Source organism: Pseudoalteromonas sp. Hal040, from assembly GCF_037162425.1.
In the GTDB taxonomy this organism is placed as follows: domain Bacteria; phylum Pseudomonadota; class Gammaproteobacteria; order Enterobacterales; family Alteromonadaceae; genus Pseudoalteromonas; species Pseudoalteromonas gelatinilytica.
The window spans coordinates 1,559,717-1,579,732 of record NZ_JARLUU010000001.1 but is presented as its reverse complement, the minus strand read 5'-3'; the positions used below and the strand labels follow the sequence as shown (position 1 = coordinate 1,579,732).

At 40.5% G+C, this 20,016-nt stretch carries 10 protein-coding genes and 1 pseudogene; all 11 read right to left on the bottom strand.

Annotated elements, in window-relative coordinates:
* Positions 1-43: 43 nt before the first annotated feature.
* Positions 44-1,780, bottom strand: coding sequence for a DUF3466 family protein (locus P4S60_RS07055; RefSeq protein ID WP_337115470.1), 1,737 nt, complete (start codon positions 1,778-1,780; stop codon positions 44-46).
* An 11-nt stretch (positions 1,781-1,791) separates the two neighbouring features.
* The gene (gene uup, locus P4S60_RS07050; protein ID WP_188727750.1) at positions 1,792-3,702 is read right to left on the bottom strand and encodes an ATP-binding cassette ATPase Uup; all 1,911 of its coding nucleotides are present in this window, start codon (positions 3,700-3,702) and stop codon (positions 1,792-1,794) included.
* A 14-nt stretch (positions 3,703-3,716) separates the two neighbouring features.
* Entirely contained in the window at positions 3,717-3,950 is a 234-nt protein-coding gene (locus tag P4S60_RS07045) for a glutaredoxin family protein (protein WP_337115469.1), read from the bottom strand.
* Positions 3,943-6,060: a bifunctional 23S rRNA (guanine(2069)-N(7))-methyltransferase RlmK/23S rRNA (guanine(2445)-N(2))-methyltransferase RlmL gene (gene rlmKL / locus P4S60_RS07040; protein ID WP_337115468.1), complete on the bottom strand. Its 2,118-nt coding sequence runs from the start codon at positions 6,058-6,060 to the stop codon at positions 3,943-3,945. The genes P4S60_RS07045 and rlmKL overlap by 8 nt, the downstream gene beginning before the upstream one ends.
* 78 nt (positions 6,061-6,138) lie before the next feature.
* Positions 6,139-6,669, bottom strand: a complete 531-nt coding sequence (locus tag P4S60_RS07035; protein WP_337115467.1) for a cell division protein ZapC domain-containing protein — start codon at positions 6,667-6,669, stop codon at positions 6,139-6,141.
* A gap of 120 nt (positions 6,670-6,789) precedes the next feature.
* Complete coding sequence (pyrD, locus tag P4S60_RS07030) at positions 6,790-7,800, bottom strand: quinone-dependent dihydroorotate dehydrogenase (RefSeq protein ID WP_337115466.1); 1,011 nt, start codon at positions 7,798-7,800, stop codon at positions 6,790-6,792.
* Positions 7,801-7,915: 115 nt separating this feature from the next.
* Positions 7,916-12,754, bottom strand: a complete 4,839-nt coding sequence (locus P4S60_RS07025; RefSeq protein WP_337115465.1) for an NAD-glutamate dehydrogenase — start codon at positions 12,752-12,754, stop codon at positions 7,916-7,918.
* Between the two features lie 212 nt (positions 12,755-12,966).
* A complete protein-coding gene (locus P4S60_RS07020) occupies positions 12,967-15,291 on the bottom strand; it encodes an efflux RND transporter permease subunit (RefSeq protein ID WP_337115464.1) in 2,325 nt (774 codons plus the stop codon).
* A complete protein-coding gene (locus tag P4S60_RS07015) occupies positions 15,291-16,295 on the bottom strand; it encodes a WD40/YVTN/BNR-like repeat-containing protein (RefSeq protein ID WP_337115463.1) in 1,005 nt (334 codons plus the stop codon). The genes P4S60_RS07020 and P4S60_RS07015 overlap by 1 nt, the downstream gene beginning before the upstream one ends.
* 124 nt (positions 16,296-16,419) lie before the next feature.
* The gene (locus P4S60_RS07010; protein ID WP_337116836.1) at positions 16,420-17,784 is read right to left on the bottom strand and encodes a DUF1329 domain-containing protein; all 1,365 of its coding nucleotides are present in this window, start codon (positions 17,782-17,784) and stop codon (positions 16,420-16,422) included.
* Between the two features lie 12 nt (positions 17,785-17,796).
* A pseudogene (locus P4S60_RS07005) lies at positions 17,797-19,880 on the bottom strand (DUF1302 domain-containing protein).
* Positions 19,881-20,016 lie beyond the last annotated feature (136 nt).

Here is a 20,016-nt window from a genome sequence, read left to right as displayed (position 1 = left end):
TGGGTTTTTTAATATTGATTAGTAAGTCTCGATTACGAAACGATTACTTTTTAAAGAAGCGACGTGCTGCTGCAAATGGTACTAACAATAGTGCATACCAAGGGAAACTGGCAGATTGACGCTCATATTGTTCAATCTCTTCCGCTGGACACTCTTCTACACTGCCATCAATTGGCGTTAATTTAACAGCAACTGCAATACTTTCATATTCGATATTACCATCAACATCGACAACTACATTGCCAAATGAATCAGTCTTTTCGACTGTTTTAGTCGCAACACCGAAGATTTCATTATTGTTGTTTATTGATTTAGCTTCAGCAACCGTATACTTAAAGCGTGTCTCACCATCTTCTTCGTAACATGGTAATAAATCGTTTAAGTTAACAACTTTATCTTCACCAATGGTGTACATGAAACCTTCACGACGACGCGTAGAAGTATTATAAATGTCAGTTTCACCTTCACCAACAACGATCCCATTGTCATTAACATCATTTGCTAACGAGCTTGAGCTTGAGAAGTAATCCGTTGGGAAAACAACACTGTCACTTTTCTTATCGTAGTAGAAGAATTTTGTGCGCGTTGTACCATCAATACGCTTGCTCGCGTAACCAACAACAACATCGTCATTGTTTACTGCAAGTGGTTGACCCGAAATCCAATCGTCTTCTTGATCGATAAACTCTTTTACTTCACCATTTTCGAAGATAACAGGCATAGTGATGCGGGTGCTATTGCTTTTATAACGAACATCAGAAGTACCTACAACCAGACCATTTTCGTTGATGGCTAGAGCGTTACTACGAAAAGCAAAATCTTCATCATCTTCAGGTGTTAAACCTAAACCAAAAATTTCAGTGTTAGTGATATTAAGACTACTATCAAGCGTCCATTTCACAGCGCGTTTGTTATAGATACCAGTTGTATAAGTACGATTATAAGCTTCTACACAGTCTGAAACTGGCTCATCTTCACCATCACAGTTATCGGTAATATCATCAAGTGGGTCAACCGCGATATCCGTTGATACTGTACCTACAACTTCATAGCCATTAGCTGTTTTAATAATGTCATTTGCCGAGCTAATCCCGCCGTAATCATCAAACTCAGGTGCGAGTTCAACTTTCACTCCATCTTCTGAAATTACAATCGCACGACTAATAAAGTCTCTTAAGAAGTGTGTTTCTTCTTCGTCTTCATCTGTTTGTGTAAACGATGTTTTTTCGTAAGGTGCACTACCCCAACCAACCATCACACCGTCATCTGTTACTGCATTTAGTAAGTTAGACGTCGAACGTGTTAAGCCGTCAAAATCAAGCGATTGTTCATCAAATAATACTTGCTCAGTTGAACCTTCAGATGAAAATACCGTCGCTATAGCGCTTGATAGTTTTTGATATTCAGAATCAGTTGAACGACCTGTTAAAAAACTAACCATAAACGAATGTGCATCGGCATTGGTATTTACCGCATCGTTATTCGCAATATCATCAAGTGTGAAAGTAATTTCTTTATCAATGAGTTTATATTGCGCTTCTGCTGTATCGTAAGCTGATTCCAGAAGGCTATCATCAGTGAAATCTATATATGAGATATCAATAGGTAGCTTATAAAGACCGTTTGCTAAGCCTATGATGTGACCGTTTTCACTAACATCTGTTACGTAGTTAAATTTAGCGCCATCAACACCACCTAATTCTTCTAATTTATAGGTTGCGCTCATCGCTGAGGTACTTAGGGTGGCTAAAATACTGGCAGCGAGTAATTTGTATTTCATTTTAATCCTTACTACTGATTCTTTAAATCTTCGAGTTCTTCCCAGCGCTCAAAAGCGGCTTCAAGCTCAGACTCTAACTCGGCTAAATGGTTCAATGCTTCTGTCGTAATTGCAGCATCTTGCTTAAAAAAGTCTGGGTCATTAACCACAACTTGCTGAGCGTCTAACGCTTTTTCAAGTTGTTCCACTTTACTGGGTAATTCTTCTAATTCAAGTTTTAATTTGTAAGAGAGTTTATTACTTTTCTTTGGTGTTTTATCTTGGCTAACAACGGACGGCTTTTCTTGCTTAATTTGTTGCTGTTGTTGTTTTTCTTGCTCAGCTAAATGAGCAGCATATGCTTCATAGTCGCTATAGCCTCCGACAATGTCAGTGATCTTGCCGTTACCTTCAAATGCCCATACAGAATTACAAGTATTATCGATAAATTCACGGTCATGGCTTACAATCAGCACCGTGCCCTGATATTGGTTAATAATCTCTTCTAAAAGCTCTAAGGTTTCAATATCAAGGTCATTGGTTGGCTCATCGAGTACGATAATATTCGATGGCTTTAAAAATAACTTTGCTAACAATAAGCGGTTTTTCTCACCACCCGACAATGCTTTTACCGGTGTACGCGCTCTTGCCGGCGGAAATAAGAAGTCTTGTAAGTAACCTAAAACATGACGTGAGCGCCCGCCCATCATCACTTCTTGCTTACCTTCAGCTACATTGTCTTGCACTGTGGCTTCTTCATCGAGCTTTTGACGATACTGGTCAAAATAAGCAAACTCTAGGTTAACACCTTGCTTAACACTTCCGCTATCTGGCGTTAAGTCACCAAATAAAATTTTAAGCAGTGTTGTTTTACCAATACCATTGGGTCCGACCAGGCCAACGCGATCGCCACGCATAACAAGTGTTGAAAAGTCTTTTGCAATCACTTTATCTTTAAATGCATGACAAATGTTCTTCGCTTCGAATACTAACTTGCCAGAACGGTCCGCTGTTTCAATATTGAAATCAGTTTTACCAACTTGATCAACACGTTGCTTACGCTCTTTACGTAATTCTTTTAAAGCACGTACGCGCCCTTCGTTACGTGTTCTACGTGCTTTAATACCTTGGCGGATCCACGCTTCTTCTTCTGCTAAGCGTTTATCAAATAGTGCGTTTTGCGTTTCTTCGACTTTTAAATCATGTGCTTTTTGTTCAAGGTAAGTCGCGTAATCACCAGGATACGAAACCAGCTTACCACGGTCTAAATCAAGAATACGGGTTGCAACTGCTCGAATGAATGCACGGTCGTGAGAAATAAAGACGATACCGCCTTTAAACTCTTTTAAAAATTGCTCAAGCCAAATAACACTACTCATGTCTAAGTGGTTGGTAGGCTCATCAAGTAACAGTAAATCGGGTTCACTGACCAAGGCTCTCGCTAACGCAACTTTACGTAACCAACCACCCGATAATGATTCAAGCTTGGCTTCTGGGTCTAGCTCTAAACGAGATAAAACAAGCTGAATACGGGTATCAAAACGCCAGCCATCAACGGTTTCTAATTGATTAGATAAGCGTTCTAATTTGTTGAGCAATTTATCGTTATAGTCTGTTTGCATTTGATTACTAACTTGATGATATTCAATCAGTAAGTTAGCAATGTCAGGCATGCCCTGCGCTACATAATCAAATACTGAACCTGCGGCCCCTTTTGGTGGGTCTTGCTCTAAACGAGAAATACGGATACCACCTAATTGGTTGATTTCACCATCATCTAATGTCACTTGGCCATCAAGCACTTTTAGCAGTGTTGATTTACCTGCACCGTTTCGACCAACGATACATACGCGCTCACCTGACTCAATAACGGCATCGGCATCATCTAGTAGCGGATGCGTACCATAAGCGAGTTGAGCTTTGGCTATTCTGATTAAATCCATCGTGATTACTACTCTTATTCTTTCTTATCAGCAATAAATTGCGCTAATTGCTCTGCATCAAAAGGCCAAAATAATTTCTCGCCTTGATGAGATTCCACAACCGGAATACTGGTTTGGTATAGGTCAATCAGCTGCTCACTGTCCATAATGTCTTTTGCTACAAACGAAGCGTTTGCAGCAATTAATAATTCTTCGGCCATGTCACACAGATGACAGCCATCAGTGTGATACAGGGTAAAATTAGCCATGGGTAATAAGCCAGCTATTATGAATTTGCTTATTACGCTTAAAATCTGGTGATAAGGTCTTGTCAGAAATGTTTTCTGCTTTCAGGCCTAGGCCCATTAACCCGACTTCATCCATGCTAAAGCCACGCTTATTGTTTGAGAATATAAGCGTACCGTTCGGGCTTAAAATCTTCTTAACCCAAGTAAGTAGTTTGATATGGTCACGTTGTACATCAAATGCATCTTTCATACGCTTTGAATTTGAGAACGTCGGTGGATCTAAGAAGATTAAATCGTATTGACCTTGAGCATACTCAAGCCATTTCAAGCAATCAGCTTGTTCAAAACGATAACGCGTATTACTTATGTCATTAAGCACAAAGTTTTCTTGTGCCCACTTTAAATAAGTTTTTGACATATCAACCGTGGTAATCGCTTTAGCGCCACCAACAGCAGCATGTACAGATGCGCTGCCAGTATAGGCAAACAAGTTTAAGAAACGTTTACCTTGTGCGTTTTGTTGAATATAACGACGTGCCAAGCGGTGATCTAAAAATAAACCCGTATCTAGGTAATCAAATAGGTTCACTTTAAATTTCGCACCAAATTCTTCTACCACTTGTGTGCGATTTTGCTTTGATACCTTCGTATATTGCTCTTCACCTTTTTGCTTTTTACGCACTTTAACCGCAATATTTTCAGGGGCAATTTCTAACTGCTCAGCGGTCAGACTAATCACATCTTGTAGACGTTTTTGTGCTGTATCGTCATCAATTTCTTTTGGCGCAGCGTATTCAAAAATAACCGCTGAATCATCGTATACATCAACAGCTACGTTATATTCTGGAATATCCGCATCATAAACACGATAACAGCTTACTTCATTTTGCTTTAACCAGTTCTTTAAGTTTTGCTTGTTTTTCTTTAAACGATTTGCAAACGCTGTTGAACCTTCATAATTAAGAGCTGGTTTATCTTCTTTACTAAGTTCTACTTGTTTATCGTCTAATTGGTATAGATTTAGTACCACATCTAACGGGCCATTTTTAAACTTATAGCGTTTTAACTTAACTAACTTTAATAACTTAAATAAGCTTTCATCGGTGCCAAGCAAAGCAAGTTTCCAATGATTAAAGTGCTTTTTAAAGCCTACACCTAAGCTACGGTGTAAGTTCACCAGCTCCGCCATTGAACCTAATCGTTCACCATAAGGTAAGTTCGAAATCACTACACCAGGAAGTTTTGCAACAGACGTTAGTTTAGTCGCATCGCTTTGTTTAAATTTAATCACACTACCAAGGTCTGCGCGCTCTGCGTTTTCTTGCGCTTTTGCAATAACACTACCGTCAATATCATGACCAATAAGCCAAAGTTTAGGAGCAGTAATTTGTGCCGTTAATTCAGCTTTTAATTCTTTGTACTTTTGAATACGGAAACTTGGTAGACGCTCAAAGGCAAAACCTTCGCGGAATAAACCCGGCGCTTCATTGCGCGCCATGCTTGCAGCTTCAATTAAAATAGTACCTGAACCACAGCATGGATCGAACAAAGGTTGTTGTACGTTTTCAAGCCAGCCACTTCGTTTCACTAGTGCTGCTGCTAAGTGCTCTTTAATTGGCGCTTTACCTTGATCTTGACGATAACCACGCTCAGATAAACGCGGGCCAGAATAATCGATATAAAGCGCAACACCTTGACGGTTCAACCTTGCTACAACACGAACATTGGCATTGTATTTATCAACATCTGGGCGTTGTTCGAATAAATCTGTAAAATAATCAACAATCGCATCTTTTACAACAAGACCTGAAAATTGTGTATTTTTTAAATCGTTATTGGTGCCGCTAAAATCAACAGCGAAAGTTTGTTTAGGACCAAACCACTCTTGCCAAGGCTGCAGTCGCGCAAATTGATAAAGGCTGTCTTTGTCTTTTACGCCTTCCTTTTCTTCTATCAGCATCATGATACGAGTCGAAAAACGGCTCGATAAACAAATCTTTTGTGCTAATAAGCTATCTGCTTCAAAACGTACAGAGCCCACGGTTTGTTTAGAGACTTCTGCACCGAGTGTAGTAAGCTCATCAACAAGTAAATTTTCTATTCCGATAGAGGTAAGTGCGATAAATTGCAAAGTAAAAACCCTTAAATGCTAATTGCGCAGGATTATAGCATAGCTTGGCGAACAAAAACGCCAACATTTGCAGGGATATTAGGCAGATTTAAACTGTTTTTGTTGAATATAAACAGGATGGATACGGTTATTTAAAACCTTAATAGCCTCAAACTGTTCAAGAGAAAGGTTTTCGTCTAGTTGAAAGTGTTGGCTTAGGTTAATACAAACCGACGCTTCACTTGAATGATCAACAATTAAAAACTCACCTTCTTGTGCCTGTGAACACAATTTAACAACCGCTTCAACGCTCGGCTGGCTGCCATGATACTCATGAAAGAACCAACTTTTTGCAAGTACTGGTTTCAAATGAAATTTAACCGCTGTAGCGTTAAGGGCAATTTGACAAAGCTGTGCTGGGTTCCACAGTGAGAATGTTTCGAGGTATTGATGAACTTGCTGATAGAAAGCAGCATCTTCAAGGCTGAAGTTTGGTTGTTCTAATACTGCATCAGTGAGTTGGCGAAGTTTATAAGGTGTGCACAGTTGCATATCTTGGTCAAGGTCAACCAAAAGACGATTATTTTTCGCACAAGCAAGCCATTTCCATTGCTTAGATGCTTGTAACATGTCTCCTCCCTAACGAATAAATACTGTGCGCTTAATCATAAATTATAACTAAAGCAGACCATTAATAAAATGATTTCTTAGAACATTTTATTAATGATCAATTGCTTAGATAACTGATCCTTATAAGCTATTTAGGATCGTTTTTACCAATTCTGGGCCTTTATAAATGAAACCAGTGTAAACTTGTACAAGGTCTGCACCCGCTGCAAATTTCTCTTTTGCCGAATCAGCATCGTCAATGCCACCCACACCAATGATAGGTAGTTTACCTTCGGTTAAGCGCTTAAGTTCACTAACCACGTGGGTTGAACGCTGACGCACAGGCTGGCCTGATAAACCACCTGCTTCATTTGCGTATTGTTGACCTTGTACCATCGCGCGCTCAAGAGTGGTGTTTGTAGCAATAACACCATCGATCTTATTAGTGATCAATGAATCACTTACCTGGGCAATTTGCACTTCATCAAGATCAGGGGCGATCTTAACCAGCATTGGCACTTGTTTGTTGTGTTTAGCAATTAGATCAAGTTGCTCGTTCTTTAAGCTTTGTAATAAGTCATCCAGCGCCTCACCATATTGTAAGTCACGAAGGCCTGGGGTATTCGGTGAAGAAATATTTACTGTGATGTATGATGCATGCTCAAATACTTTGCGCATACAGTGGATGTAGTCATCTTTACCCTGCTCGTTTGGAGTATCTTTATTTTTACCAATATTAATACCTAGAATACCGTCGTATTTAGCCGCTTTAACGTTGTTAACTAAGTTATCAACGCCCTTATTATTAAAGCCCATACGGTTAATAATCGCATTTGACTCAGGTAAGCGGAAAATACGTGGTTTATCGTTACCTGCTTGCGGACGTGGCGTCACAGTACCTACTTCTACGAAACCAAAACCCATTTGCGAAAATGCATCAATACATTCAGCATTTTTATCTAAACCTGCCGCTAAACCGACTGGGTTTTTAAATTCTAAACCTAAAAAATTAACAGGTTTATTAGGGACAGTTTGTGACCATGCTGCACTCAATGGAGTATGAGCAAATCGGCGTAAATTATTAAGTGCAAATTCATGAGCCCACTCCGCATCACGGGTAAACATAAAACGGCGAGCTAGATCATAAAACATGGTTTGTTCCTTAGGTAAAAATAAACAAGGTAGCCGTTTATGAAACGGACCATTGCAAATTAAGGGCAAAAAAATACCCCAGCGAGCTGGGGTATGTATTTTAACGACTTTTCACTTATTTGGAAGTGTCACAGTTGTGGCTTAACAACATTAGTTCACGTAGTGCCACTGAGAACTTCGCGAAATCGTGACTTTGCGATGTTTTGAACTCAGATAACATTTGTTTCCAACGTTGTAGAAGTAGATCTTGGTTATCCATCCACTCATCAATTTGTGCATCAATGTCTTTGCTATCTGCTGCAAAGCTATTCAGTACCACAGCTGATAAGGTACGTTGTTGCCAATCAAGCTCTTCACGGTATGAAGCACGAGCAAGTGCTTGCCAGTGGTTTGCTACTGGTTGGTTAGTGATTTGGTCAAGGAACCAATGTAAGCCCATACGCGCACCTAACTTGAAGTAGGTATTAGAAACCATATCAATGCTACGCTCTGAATTGTTAGCAATTTCAGCTAAGTCCATTACAGAGAATAAGCTTGATAGTGAAACTATACGTGTCGCAAGTGCTTTTGGTACATTGCTGTCAATTAGCTTGTCAGCTGCTCTAACCAGACGCTCGCTTTCTTTTTCAACCATGTAACTGTTTAGGTTTTCACTTAAATCAGCAAATGTTGGTGCGAAGAATTCAATTGCTTGCTCAATAGTTTGTGCTTTATTGCGATGACGTAAGAACCAACGTGTTGCACGACGAACCGTACGACGTAGTTGATATAGCATTTCTGTTTGTACAGCTGCTGGGATCTTATTATCAAGTGCAACAATAGATGACCATGTTTGTGGCATCTCGAACACTTCTTTTGCGATTGAGTAGCAAAGAGCGATTTCAGCTTCGTTTGCACCTGTTTCTTCGTGCATACGAACCATAAAGTTAAGGCCCATATCATTGACGATATTATTCGCAAGTTTTGTTGCGATAATTTCTTTACGAAGTGGGTGGTTATCCATTGCATCGTTGAACTTCTCACGAAGTGGTACCGGGAATGAATTAACTAATAACTGACGGTAATAAGGGTTTTCTGTGATTTCATCAACCACTAGAGACTCTTTAAGAACCATTTTCGCGTAAGAAACAAGTACAGAAAGCTCTGGACGAGTTAAGTCTTTACCCGCTGCTGCGCGCTCTGCAAGTTCTTCATCTGTTGGGATGAACTCGATTGCACGGTTAAGCTTGCCGTCTTTTTCAAGGGCATGGATAAAGCGTACTTTTTCTTTAAGCGTAGATGTACCTTTTGATTGTGTAATCGATAAGGTATGTGTTTGACGATAACAGTCTTTTAATACTAACTCAGACACTTCATCAGTCATTGAATAAAGTAACTCATCACGTTGTTTACGCGTTAAATCACCTTCAGCAACTAGACCATTCAGTAAGATCTTAATGTTTACTTCGTTATCTGAACACGCAACACCACCTACGTTATCGATGAAGTCAGTGTTAACACGACCGCCTTTCGCAGCAAATTCGATACGACCAAGTTGCGTCGCACCTAAGTTACCACCTTCACCTAAGATCTTCGCACCTAGCTCAGAGCCATTAATACGAAGTGCATCATTCGCGCGGTCACCCACATCAGCATCTGTCTCTTTAGAGTTCTTGATGTAAGTACCGATACCACCATTCCAAAGTAAATCAAACTCCATCATCAGTGCAGCTTTGATTAACTCGTTAGGTGTCATGCTTGCTTTTTTAGTGCCAAGCATTTTCTTCATTTCAGGGCTTAAGCTAATTGATTTAGCCGCACGAGAGAATACACCACCGCCTTGTGAAATAAGGTCTTTGTTGTAATCTTCCCAAGAAGAACGCGGTAGATTGAATAAACGCTCACGCTCTGGGTAAGATGCCGCTGCATCTGGGTTTGGATCAACGAAGATATGCATGTGGTTAAATGCAACTTGTAAGCGAATGTGCTTAGAAAGCAACATACCGTTACCAAATACGTCACCTGCCATGTCACCGATAGCCACAACAGTGAAGTCTGTTGTTTGACAGTCAATATCCATTTCGCGGAAATGACGTTTAACAGATTCCCAACCACCTTTAGCAGTGATACCCATTTTCTTATGGTCATAACCAACTGAACCACCAGATGCGAATGCATCCCCTAGCCAGAAGTTATATTCATTTGCGATGCCGTTAGCGATATCAGAGAAAGTCGCAGTACCCTTATCGGCAGCAACTACTAAATACGGATCATCTTCATCATGACGAACAACATCAACTGGTGGCACAATCTCACCACGTTCGATGTTATCTGTGATATCTAATAAACCACGGATGAAGATTTTGTAACACTCTTGGCCTTCTTTAAAGAACGCTTCACGGTCTGTCGGTAGCTGTTTACATACGAAACCACCTTTAGAACCTACTGGCACGATAACCGTGTTTTTAACTTGCTGTGCTTTAACAAGACCCAGTACCTCAGTACGGAAGTCTTCACGACGGTCAGACCAACGAAGACCACCACGCGCAACTTTACCACCACGTAAATGCACACCTTCAACGCGCGGTGAGTATACGAAAATCTCAAACGCTGGAAGCGGTAATGGCATTTCTGGGATCATAGAAGGCTGAACCTTGAACGATACATATGACTTAAATTGGCCATCCGCTTCTTTTTGGAAGAAGTTCGTTCTTAGTGTCGCGATGATCATGTCTACGTATAAACGAATGATACGGTCATCATCCAGGTTCGCTACGTTTTCAAGTTCTAAATAAATTTGTGCGATTAGCTTTTCTAAAACTTTTTCACTGCCTGGGTTCTTAACTGAGAACTTTTTAGTGAATAAGTTTACGATTTGCGATGCAATGTGTGGGTAATTTGCAAATGTGCTTTCAATGTAAGTTTGTGAGAACGTTACACCAATTTGACGCATGTATTTTGCATAGGCACGAAGAATAGACGCTTCGCGACCCGTTAAACCACCCATTAATACTAAGCGGTTGAAACCATCGTTTTCTAAACGGTTATTCCACACATTTGTTAATGCAGCACGGAAACGCGCTGAAACTTTATCAAAGTCAGCAATGCCTTTGTTGTCAATTAGCATGGTGAAGTCCATGATCCAATTAACTTTACCGTCAGTTGTTTTAACTGAGTAAGGCGTTTCACCCACGACACGTAAACCAAAGTTTTCTAACATTGGCATGACGTCAGATAAGTGGATTGGCTCATCTTTATGGAATAAGCTTAAGCGAACTACATTGGTATTTGCTTCTTCTTGTGGACGATAGAACAACATTTCTAGTTTGTTTTCGTCATTCAGAAGTTCAAGTTTTTCAATATCAACAACCGCAGCACTTGGTAGAACCTGATCTTTGTACGCACTTGCAAACGCTTGCGCATATTTACGGTTTAATTCTTTACCACGTGCTTCACCTGCGCTTTCTAGAAGTGCAGATTGGAGTCTATCTTCCCATGTACGGGCAGCTTCAATTAGGTTGTTTTCGATGTCTTTCACGTTATATTCAATATTATTGTCAGTCACACGCACCGTGTAGTGTGTACGGGCTAATGTTGACTCAGAGAAGAAAGTAGTAAATTCGACTTTATCGTCAGAATTAAATGCATTGGCTAAGATACGTTGCGTTTCACGACGAAGGGCCGTGTTGTAGCGCTCACGCGGTACGTAAACCATGCAAGATAAGAAACGACCATAAGCGTCTTTACGAACGAACAAGCGACACATATCACGCTCTTGAACTTGCAATACACCCATCGCAACTTCAAGAAGCTCTGTTTCACGTGCTTGAACAAGCTCATCACGTGGATACGTTTCTAGAATATTCAATACCGCTTTGTATGCGTGTGTACCTTTTGCAAAATCACACATCTCCATAATGCGGTTAATTTTACTTTTTAGTACCGGTACATCAGCAGCGCTGTTGTTATAAAAGCTTGATGAGAATAAACCAATAAAACGGTCTTCACCAATTACATTGCCTTTGTCATCAAAACGCTTAATACCTACGTAATCGATATAAGCTGGGCGATGAACGCGAGATACTGAGTTAGTTTTAGTTAAGATCAGTAAGTTATTGCTACGTGCTTCTTGACGAGCAACTTCAGGTAATTCTGATAATAAACGGCTGTGCTCTTCATCTGAATTTTTCATCAGACCAAGGCTTGTGCCCTTTTTACCTTTTAATTGATAATCACCTTTAACCGCTGATAATTCGTACTCACGGTAACCCATTAAGGTAAAGTTATCTTTTGCTAACCAGTCTAAAAACTCAACGGTTTCAGCAACTTCACTATCGTTATTATTATGATGGCGTTTTGGTAGCTCTTTGGTTACCGCAATCAACTTGTCACGAATTGGCTGCCAATCTTCTACAGCAATCGATACATCAACAAGCACAGATTCAAGTTCTTCTTTGAAAGACTCAATCACTTTTGCATCTGTTTGACGGTCAATTTCGATAAAGAACACAGTTTTTGTCGACGTTGATTCTTGCTCAGCCTTTAAGCTTGAAATACCCGTGATTTTCGCGTTTTTATCACGTTGGATTTTCAGCGGAGAGTGAAGTAATAAGTGAGAAGCGATGTTTGCGCGAGTCATGGCCATACGCACAGAATCAACTAAGAAAGGCATGTCTTTCGCGATGATTTCAACAATAGTGTGCGATGACTGCCAGCCATCTTTTGCTACTTCTGGGTTGAAGACACGGACAACCGCGTCATCAGAATTATTTTTTTCTAGCGAGTTCCATAGGCTTAGTGCAGCGCCATATAAGTCACTATCGTTGCGATGTGCCAAATCCTCTTTAGACATATTGCTGTACAAGGCTTTGGCGAATTTCTCAACGAGTAACACATTATCAGCGTGAACTTTTTTCTGGATCAGCTTACAGACATTATCTAAGATAACCGAGGCTTGCCCTTCATTTCGTGTCATTGTATGTTCCTTAATCTATACTACTTATCGATTAGTAGAATATTTGTACAGCCATTTATTAGCGTGGAGTCAGGTAAATTCTAACTCTTTTACAGCTAATAAACAGCCTTTTCGATGAAATCATTTTAAGCTTTTCAGCTATTTGGTCATCTATTCACAAAATATAGATATAAATGGCCATTACTGGCCATATTGGAGCACAATTATTCACATTATTTTTTCTGGTCAGTCCAGAGGAAGCTACCAATTGCAGGTAAAAGTAGTACTGCACCCAACATGTTAACCAAGAACATGAAGGTCAAAAGTATACCCATATCTACTTGGAACTTCAGATCAGAGAAAATCCATGTGCTGACACCGATAGCTAAGGTAATACCCGTGAATAACACTGCGCTACCACGCTCTGCTAATGCATTGCGATAAGCCACTTCCAGTGCGACACCTTGTTTTAGCTGCCCCATCATTGATGACAGTATATAAATCCCATAATCAACACCAATACCAACACCTAAAGCGATAACTGGTAGTGTCGACACTGTTAAGCCAATTTCTAACTGTACCATCAACGCTTGCGCTAACGTCGATACGATGTACAGAGGTAATACTACGGCGATTGTGGCCTTCACACTTCTAAAGCTTATTAAGCATAGCAGGATTACGGCGCCGTAAACGTAAAGCATCATAGGTAGCTGCGCAGCTGATACTGATTCGTTCGTTGCAGCCATTACACCCACAGGCCCTGATGCAAGTTTAAACTTCAACGTGTCAGTTTCTTCGCCAGCAGCAAACTCTTTAACTTTAGCAACAACGTGGTCAATCGTTTCTGCTTTGTGGTCATTTAAGAAAATAATCACCGGCATGACAGAACAGTTTCCATCAAGTAAGCCTGAGCTTGTTTCAACACGCGATGTTGATTGCACTAAGCTCGCGGTGTTTCGCGGCAAGCTTTGCCATTTTAAGTTACCTTCGTTAAAGCCTGCATTCACAGATTGTGCAACTGAGCTTAAACTCACAGCCGATTGCACCCCTGCTACGTTTTCCATTTGCCATTGGAAACGACTAATACGTTCCATCACATCATGCTCAGTACATGCTGCAGGATAGGCTTCAACAATCACTTTTAGGATATCTGAAGATATGGTGTATTTATCTGATATTAAGAAAGTATCTTGGTTATAACGGGCATCTTGATGTAGTGATGGTGCACCAGCATGTAAATCACCGATACGCATCTTATCAGCTTGCCAATAGCCCACAGCGAATAACACGGCTGTCAGTGCAATGATGAACACAGCTGTTTTACGGTCTGTTGCTTTAACTAAAAGTTCACGTAGTTTATCTAAGAAATTCGGTTTGTCTGTATGTGTACCCGCTTGAATATGCACTGAACCTTCGAAGTGCATATACGAAGCCCAAACCGGCAATAAGATTAAGTTTGTGAAAATAATAACCGCAACACCTAAGCTCGCGGTAATAGCAAGCTCACGAATAATACCAATATCAATCGTCAGTAAAGTTAAAAAGCCCACGGTATCAGATAACAGAGCAATACCACCTGGAATAAGTAGTGCTCTAAAGCTTGCCTGACAGCACACTCTGGTTGAGCTGCCTGATGTGACTTTTTTACCGATATCATTAATCATTTGCACACCATGGCTTACACCAATGGCAAACACTAAAAACGGCACCAAAATTGACATAGGGTCTAAACCAAAGCCTAGGCTTGACAGCAAGCCTAACTGCCAAACAACAGCAATGATCGAACAAGCAATCGGCAAAATAGTCAGTTTTAAAGAATGGCAGAACAGCCAAACCATCACAAATGTGAAAGCAATAGCAATAGCAAAGAATAACAGTACGCCCTTAGCGCCCTCTGCGACATCCCCAGCCATTTTTGCAAAACCGATAATATGAATACTGACCTTGTCAGTACTTAGCGGTTCACGTACTTGTGTTTCTAACTTTTCAGCAAAGGCTAACGTGTCGAGTTTTTCTTGTGTTTGTGGATCAGTCTCGAGTAGCTGAGCAGTTACCATTGCACACGAGTAGTCGCTTGCAATCATGCGACCAACTACTTTTGCTTTTTCGATGTTTTCTTTTACAACCGCAAGACCACGTTTGTCTGCTGTAAAGTTTGCAGGAATAATGGGACCACCGGCGAAACCATCTTCAACCACTTCAACGAAACGCGCACTCGGTGCAAAAATTGAATTTACTAAGGGACGGTTTACCCCTGGAATAAAGTAAAGCTGGTCGTGAACTGCTTTCAGTTGAGTAAAAAATTCTTCATTAAAAATATCACCGTCTGCATCACAGACTGAAATTAAAATACTGTTAGCGCCACCAAACTGCTTTTCGTGTTTAGTGTAAACTTTCATGTAGTCATGATTGAGCGGAATATTTTTGTTAAACGACGCGTCTAATTGAATTTGCGTTGCTTTGAATAATAAAAAACAGGTGATCAAAGCAAAAGAAATAATTGCGAACAAGCGATGGCGAAACACCGCTCTTTCTAAGATATCTAAAAATCCACGCATTACGGATTCAACTCCTTCACTTTAATGCCATTTTCTGAAGCCATAATCAGTTTGTTTTGAAACACAACGCCATCGAGTAATGACTTACCATCTGCCATTTGTTCTTCTGAGAGTTGATCATTTTTGATATGGAAAATCACGCCACTGTTTGCAAATAATAGCCATTCATTATTGTAATTAATTACGCTATTCACGGTTGCATAATTGCTGTGCGGGATTTGCTGCCACTGTTCACTGTCGGCTTGACGAGTAAAAATATTGCCTCGAAGTCCTGCAACGATGTCTTCGCCTCCCTGATCTGCAGTTGACGCAAACGTAAAGAAAGAGCCCATATAGATCTCTTCGAGGCGTTGCCATGTTTGGCCATTGTCGACACTTTCTGCCATCAGACCCATTTCACCGGCTAAAATCAAACGCTCACCGGCTTTAACGATGCGATTAAAATGTGGCAGTATTGATGCTGTCTCGACTTCATAACCCTCAGGATCATTTTCTTTTAAGTCATTTAAATAATCACGGTCATCTTCAAACAGTAAACTATCTAAAAAGCGCTTTTGCCAATGCTCACCACCATCATTGGTTTCAAAAAACATGCCATAAGCGCCAACGGCATAACCGTGCTTTTCTGATGTAAATAAGATATCCAAACACGGTTTATCCATGTTTGGTAAAGATTGTTGTAACTGCCATGTTTTACCTGCATCCACTGTGTTAATGATGGTTGCATCATGACCACATGCCCAGCCTAAGTCGCTATTGTAAAAATCAACGGCTGTGAGTAGTACTTGTGTTGGGACACTCGCTTGTTGCCAAGATTGCGCATCTGAGCTTGTAATAACCACACCATGTTTACCTACAGCAACCAGCTGTGAACCTGCTAATTCAATGTCAGTAAGAAGAGTTTTGTTCGCATTAACAGCGCTAACGGCGTGTTGCGCTACTGGCATGTCTTGAGAAAAACATGAAGCACTATAAGCAAGACAGGCATAAAGCAAATACTTCATAAAGATAAATCGCCTTCGAAATGATAAAAAGAGAAGTCAAAAAAGCCACTGGGAAAACCAATTGCGTGTCCTGATGACTTACGCGAATTGCAAAAGGCACCTGTTAGCAGGTGCCTTATTTTGATTAACGACCTTCGCGACGTAATGCGCTTGAAGTAAACTCGTTATCGTTGAATGATTTAGAGAAATCATACATTTTTTCTTGGTTATCTAAACCAATTGCTAAATAACGACGTGAGTTAAGATCATGGTAAACTTCTAACGTACTCCAATGAGTTGGTACTTCATAGTAGTTAAGACCATGTGCCATCGCTACACGATACATTTGATCACGGTTATCGTAGATATCCGTTACATGTACTTGCCAGCTATCTTCATCAATATAGAAAACACGTTTCTTATAAATGTGACGCGTGCCCTCTTTTAGATTCGCTTCTACAACCCAAACACGGTGTTTTTCATAACGAACATGCTCAGGGTTGATATGACCAGCTTGTAAAATGTCATCATAGCTCAGTTTGTCACTGTGTAGCTTGTAGCTGTTATAAGGAATATAAAGCTCTTGCTTACCTTTTAATGTCCAGTTGTAACGGTTCGGTGAACCATTGAACATATCAAAGTCATCAGTTGTACGTAAGCTGTCAGCCGCTGTTCCTGGTGCATCATAAGCAACATTAGGTGCGCGACGAACACGGCGTTGACCTGAGTTGTATGTCCAAGCTTGGCGTGGCGTTAAGATTTGGTCCATGGTTTCATGAACTAATAACGCAGTACCAGCAAGACGCGCAGGCTCAGTTACTTTTTGCTTAAACTTAAACAAGATATTTGATTCTTGTAGTTTTTCAGGTGTCGCTTCAGGAGATGAATACTCAACTAACAATTGCTCTTCAAAACCAACGTAGTTATAAGAGCCTGATGCTGTTGGTGCTGCTTGACCACCAGAGCGCTCGATTGATAAACCACGGAAACGTAATAAGTGGTTCCAAATAGCTTCTAAACCATCTTTAGGAATTGGAAACGGCACACCTACAGCGGTATTTTTAATACCATTACCACCTTCCACTAATTCCGCTGTCGTTGCATATTTTTTCGTTGCATCATATACAAACTGCGGATAAGACGCGCTACGACGGGTTGGATAGATGTTCATTTTGAATGTGTCAGGATAGGTATTGAATAATTCAATTTGACCTGGGCTCAAGTAATCTTTGTACTCGGCAACATTCGATTTATCAATCGTGAATAAAATTTTATCATCTGCATACGGATCAGGATGATGCATACCTGGCTTATAACTAGCCGGTGGCGTTGTAATGCCGCCAGTCCAAGCTGGAATTGAGCCGTCTTTATTCGCTGCTTTTTCTGCACCAATTGGCGTTAAATCATTACCTAAACGTGCCGCTTCATCAGCGGTAATTTTTGCAAGTACATTCGAGCTTGCGAAAATGCCACAAAATGCTGCAGCAATGAGGGTAGGTTTTCTAATAATCATAATTTACCCTTAGATTGAATATTTAATATTGAAAGAAACATAATCGCGGTCAGAGAAAGTATTCGTTGCACCACCACCCCAGAAAGAGTTGTAGCTAAAGTCGAACGACCACGCATTTTGATAGTTGAAGTTCATAGTAACACCGAGCGATTTACGGTCTTCAACAAATAAGAACATTGGATCTGGTGTAATACCATTCACGTCATGTGAGAACACAAAACGTGGCGAGAAGTTAACACCATTAAAAATGTTGTAGTAATCACCTTTCGCAATAAGACGATAACCCCAAGCCGATGCTGTTGGGAATGGGTTCGTCTCAGGACCATTAGACAGACCTAGGTGAAGTGTTGAGTAATCATCACTTAACGGGCCTTGCATGATACCGCTTCGACCAGTACCCGCTACGTTTAAACGAAGCTCGTCGTAGTCAGGCATATCGTTAATGCGTACACCACCAATTTCACCAACAACTGCCCAGCTATCAGCACCTAATGATGGGCCAAATAGATGTGTTGCTGTAAATTGTAACTGTGCTGTATTACGCAGGATGAAACCTTGTGCAACTTCACCAGGACCTACAACACTTGTCGCATCGCCAAGACTCATTTGCGAAATACCAGCAAAGTCAGGACGAATACCCGCAACAGCTAGTTGCTCAGGCATACCCGCATACAGTAACTCTACGTCATCAATTTGTAGAGGCTCATCTTGACGGAAGGCAAATTCACCGGCAAATGCTGTTTCACCTAGCGAGGTATTGAAGCTGATACCGTAAAGTTTAATATCTTCAGGGTATTCTAACTGGCCTTTAGTGAATGCTTGTAGGTTTGTTACGTTATCTTCAGTGATATCTGTTGTTAAAAGCATACCGATATCGGCAGCGATTGCTTCACTGGTAAAGTTTGAAACCTGACCAGAGATTACCGGGCGACGGCTATGATAGTTAATGTGATATAGCGCTAACTCAGTATCATTCAAATCAGGTAAGAACATACCTAAACGTAAACCGTATTGGCCACCGTCATCAGGTTCGTTTTTACCAGCACCACCTTTGCCTTTTAACGCCACTTTAGTTGGGTAAGCTAGGTACATTTGTGCCATCATTGCTCGGCCTTGTACTGATGTAGGATCAACACCTTGCGAGCGAACAATGTCATCTAAATTATTTAAGCTTTCAGTTAAGAATGCTAAGTCGATATCTGGGTTAGACGTGAAGCCTAATTGGATATTTTGTTGATAACCATTTTCAGATGCGAAATCGTTGGTCGAGAAGTACGTACCAGCCGCAGGAAGGCGCGTTTCATGCCATTGATATTGGTAAAAGCCTTCAAGGGTTACATTATCAGTAATACCTAAAGACGCCCAAAGCATACCAACTGGAATAAAGGCTTCTTTTAATTCAGCACCAGGGGCTTTTAAACGATCGATATCAACAGGGTTTACGTTAATACCGTGAGAAATTAAAGTACTCTCCCCCAGTTAACAACTTGTTGGCCTAAACGAATAGACAGCGGGTTACGACCTTCATTTAAATCAAAGTTTGCCCATACATAAGCATCTAATAAACGCAGATCAGCACACACTTGTTCTTTGGTGTCGTCATCATCACATGGGTCTACTTTTTTACCTGATGTTGGATTGCTATACGCAAAATCACCATCCATTAGGGCGAAGTCGTAGAAATACATGAAGCGAGTAAATAAACCAAAGTTATCTTTGCTGATTGATAGCTCATGGTTACCTTTTAATAATTTTGAAAATGAATCACCACTATCAAAATTAAGGTTACCTGCATCACCATTATTTGAGTAAGCACCCGGTTGGTTCCATACATCAGCAGAAGAATAAATTGGATTTAGCGCAGAGTGATAACCCGTCCAATCAAATGAAGGATTATTACTTTTACCAATATGTTGGAAATCACGGTCTTCAATTCGTATGCTTTGACCATAAGAAAAGTTAGAGTCAAATCGAACGTCGAAGCCACCTAACTCAAAATTTGCCGCATGCAAAGATGTGCTTGAGAGTCCGAGTGTAGCTGCAGCGAGTCCCAAAGCTATTTTGTTTTTAACAAAAAGCGATCGTTTTATCATTGTGTTCATCCCCCTGTAACGGGTTGTTTTGTGATCAAATTGTTGTTTTTAGTATCTTTCTAACGATAGAAGCGAAACGCTAAAATTACAATACGGAACGCGTTCAATCGGTTAATATTTATTTAAAAATGTGACG

Bases quoted from the DNA above. Each gene is read 5' to 3' on its own strand.
- P4S60_RS07055 (WP_337115470.1), bottom strand. From the start codon at position 1,780: ATGAAATACAAATTACTCGCTGCCAGTATTTTAGCCACCCTAAGTACC.
- uup (WP_188727750.1), bottom strand. From the start codon at position 3,702: ATGGATTTAATCAGAATAGCCAAAGCTCAACTCGCTTATGGTACGCAT.
- P4S60_RS07045 (WP_337115469.1), bottom strand. From the start codon at position 3,950: ATGGCTAATTTTACCCTGTATCACACTGATGGCTGTCATCTGTGTGAC.
- P4S60_RS07035 (WP_337115467.1), bottom strand. From the start codon at position 6,669: ATGTTACAAGCATCTAAGCAATGGAAATGGCTTGCTTGTGCGAAAAAT.
- pyrD (WP_337115466.1), bottom strand. From the start codon at position 7,800: ATGTTTTATGATCTAGCTCGCCGTTTTATGTTTACCCGTGATGCGGAG.
- P4S60_RS07025 (WP_337115465.1), bottom strand. From the start codon at position 12,754: ATGACACGAAATGAAGGGCAAGCCTCGGTTATCTTAGATAATGTCTGT.
- P4S60_RS07020 (WP_337115464.1), bottom strand. From the start codon at position 15,291: ATGCGTGGATTTTTAGATATCTTAGAAAGAGCGGTGTTTCGCCATCGC.
- P4S60_RS07015 (WP_337115463.1), bottom strand. From the start codon at position 16,295: ATGAAGTATTTGCTTTATGCCTGTCTTGCTTATAGTGCTTCATGTTTT.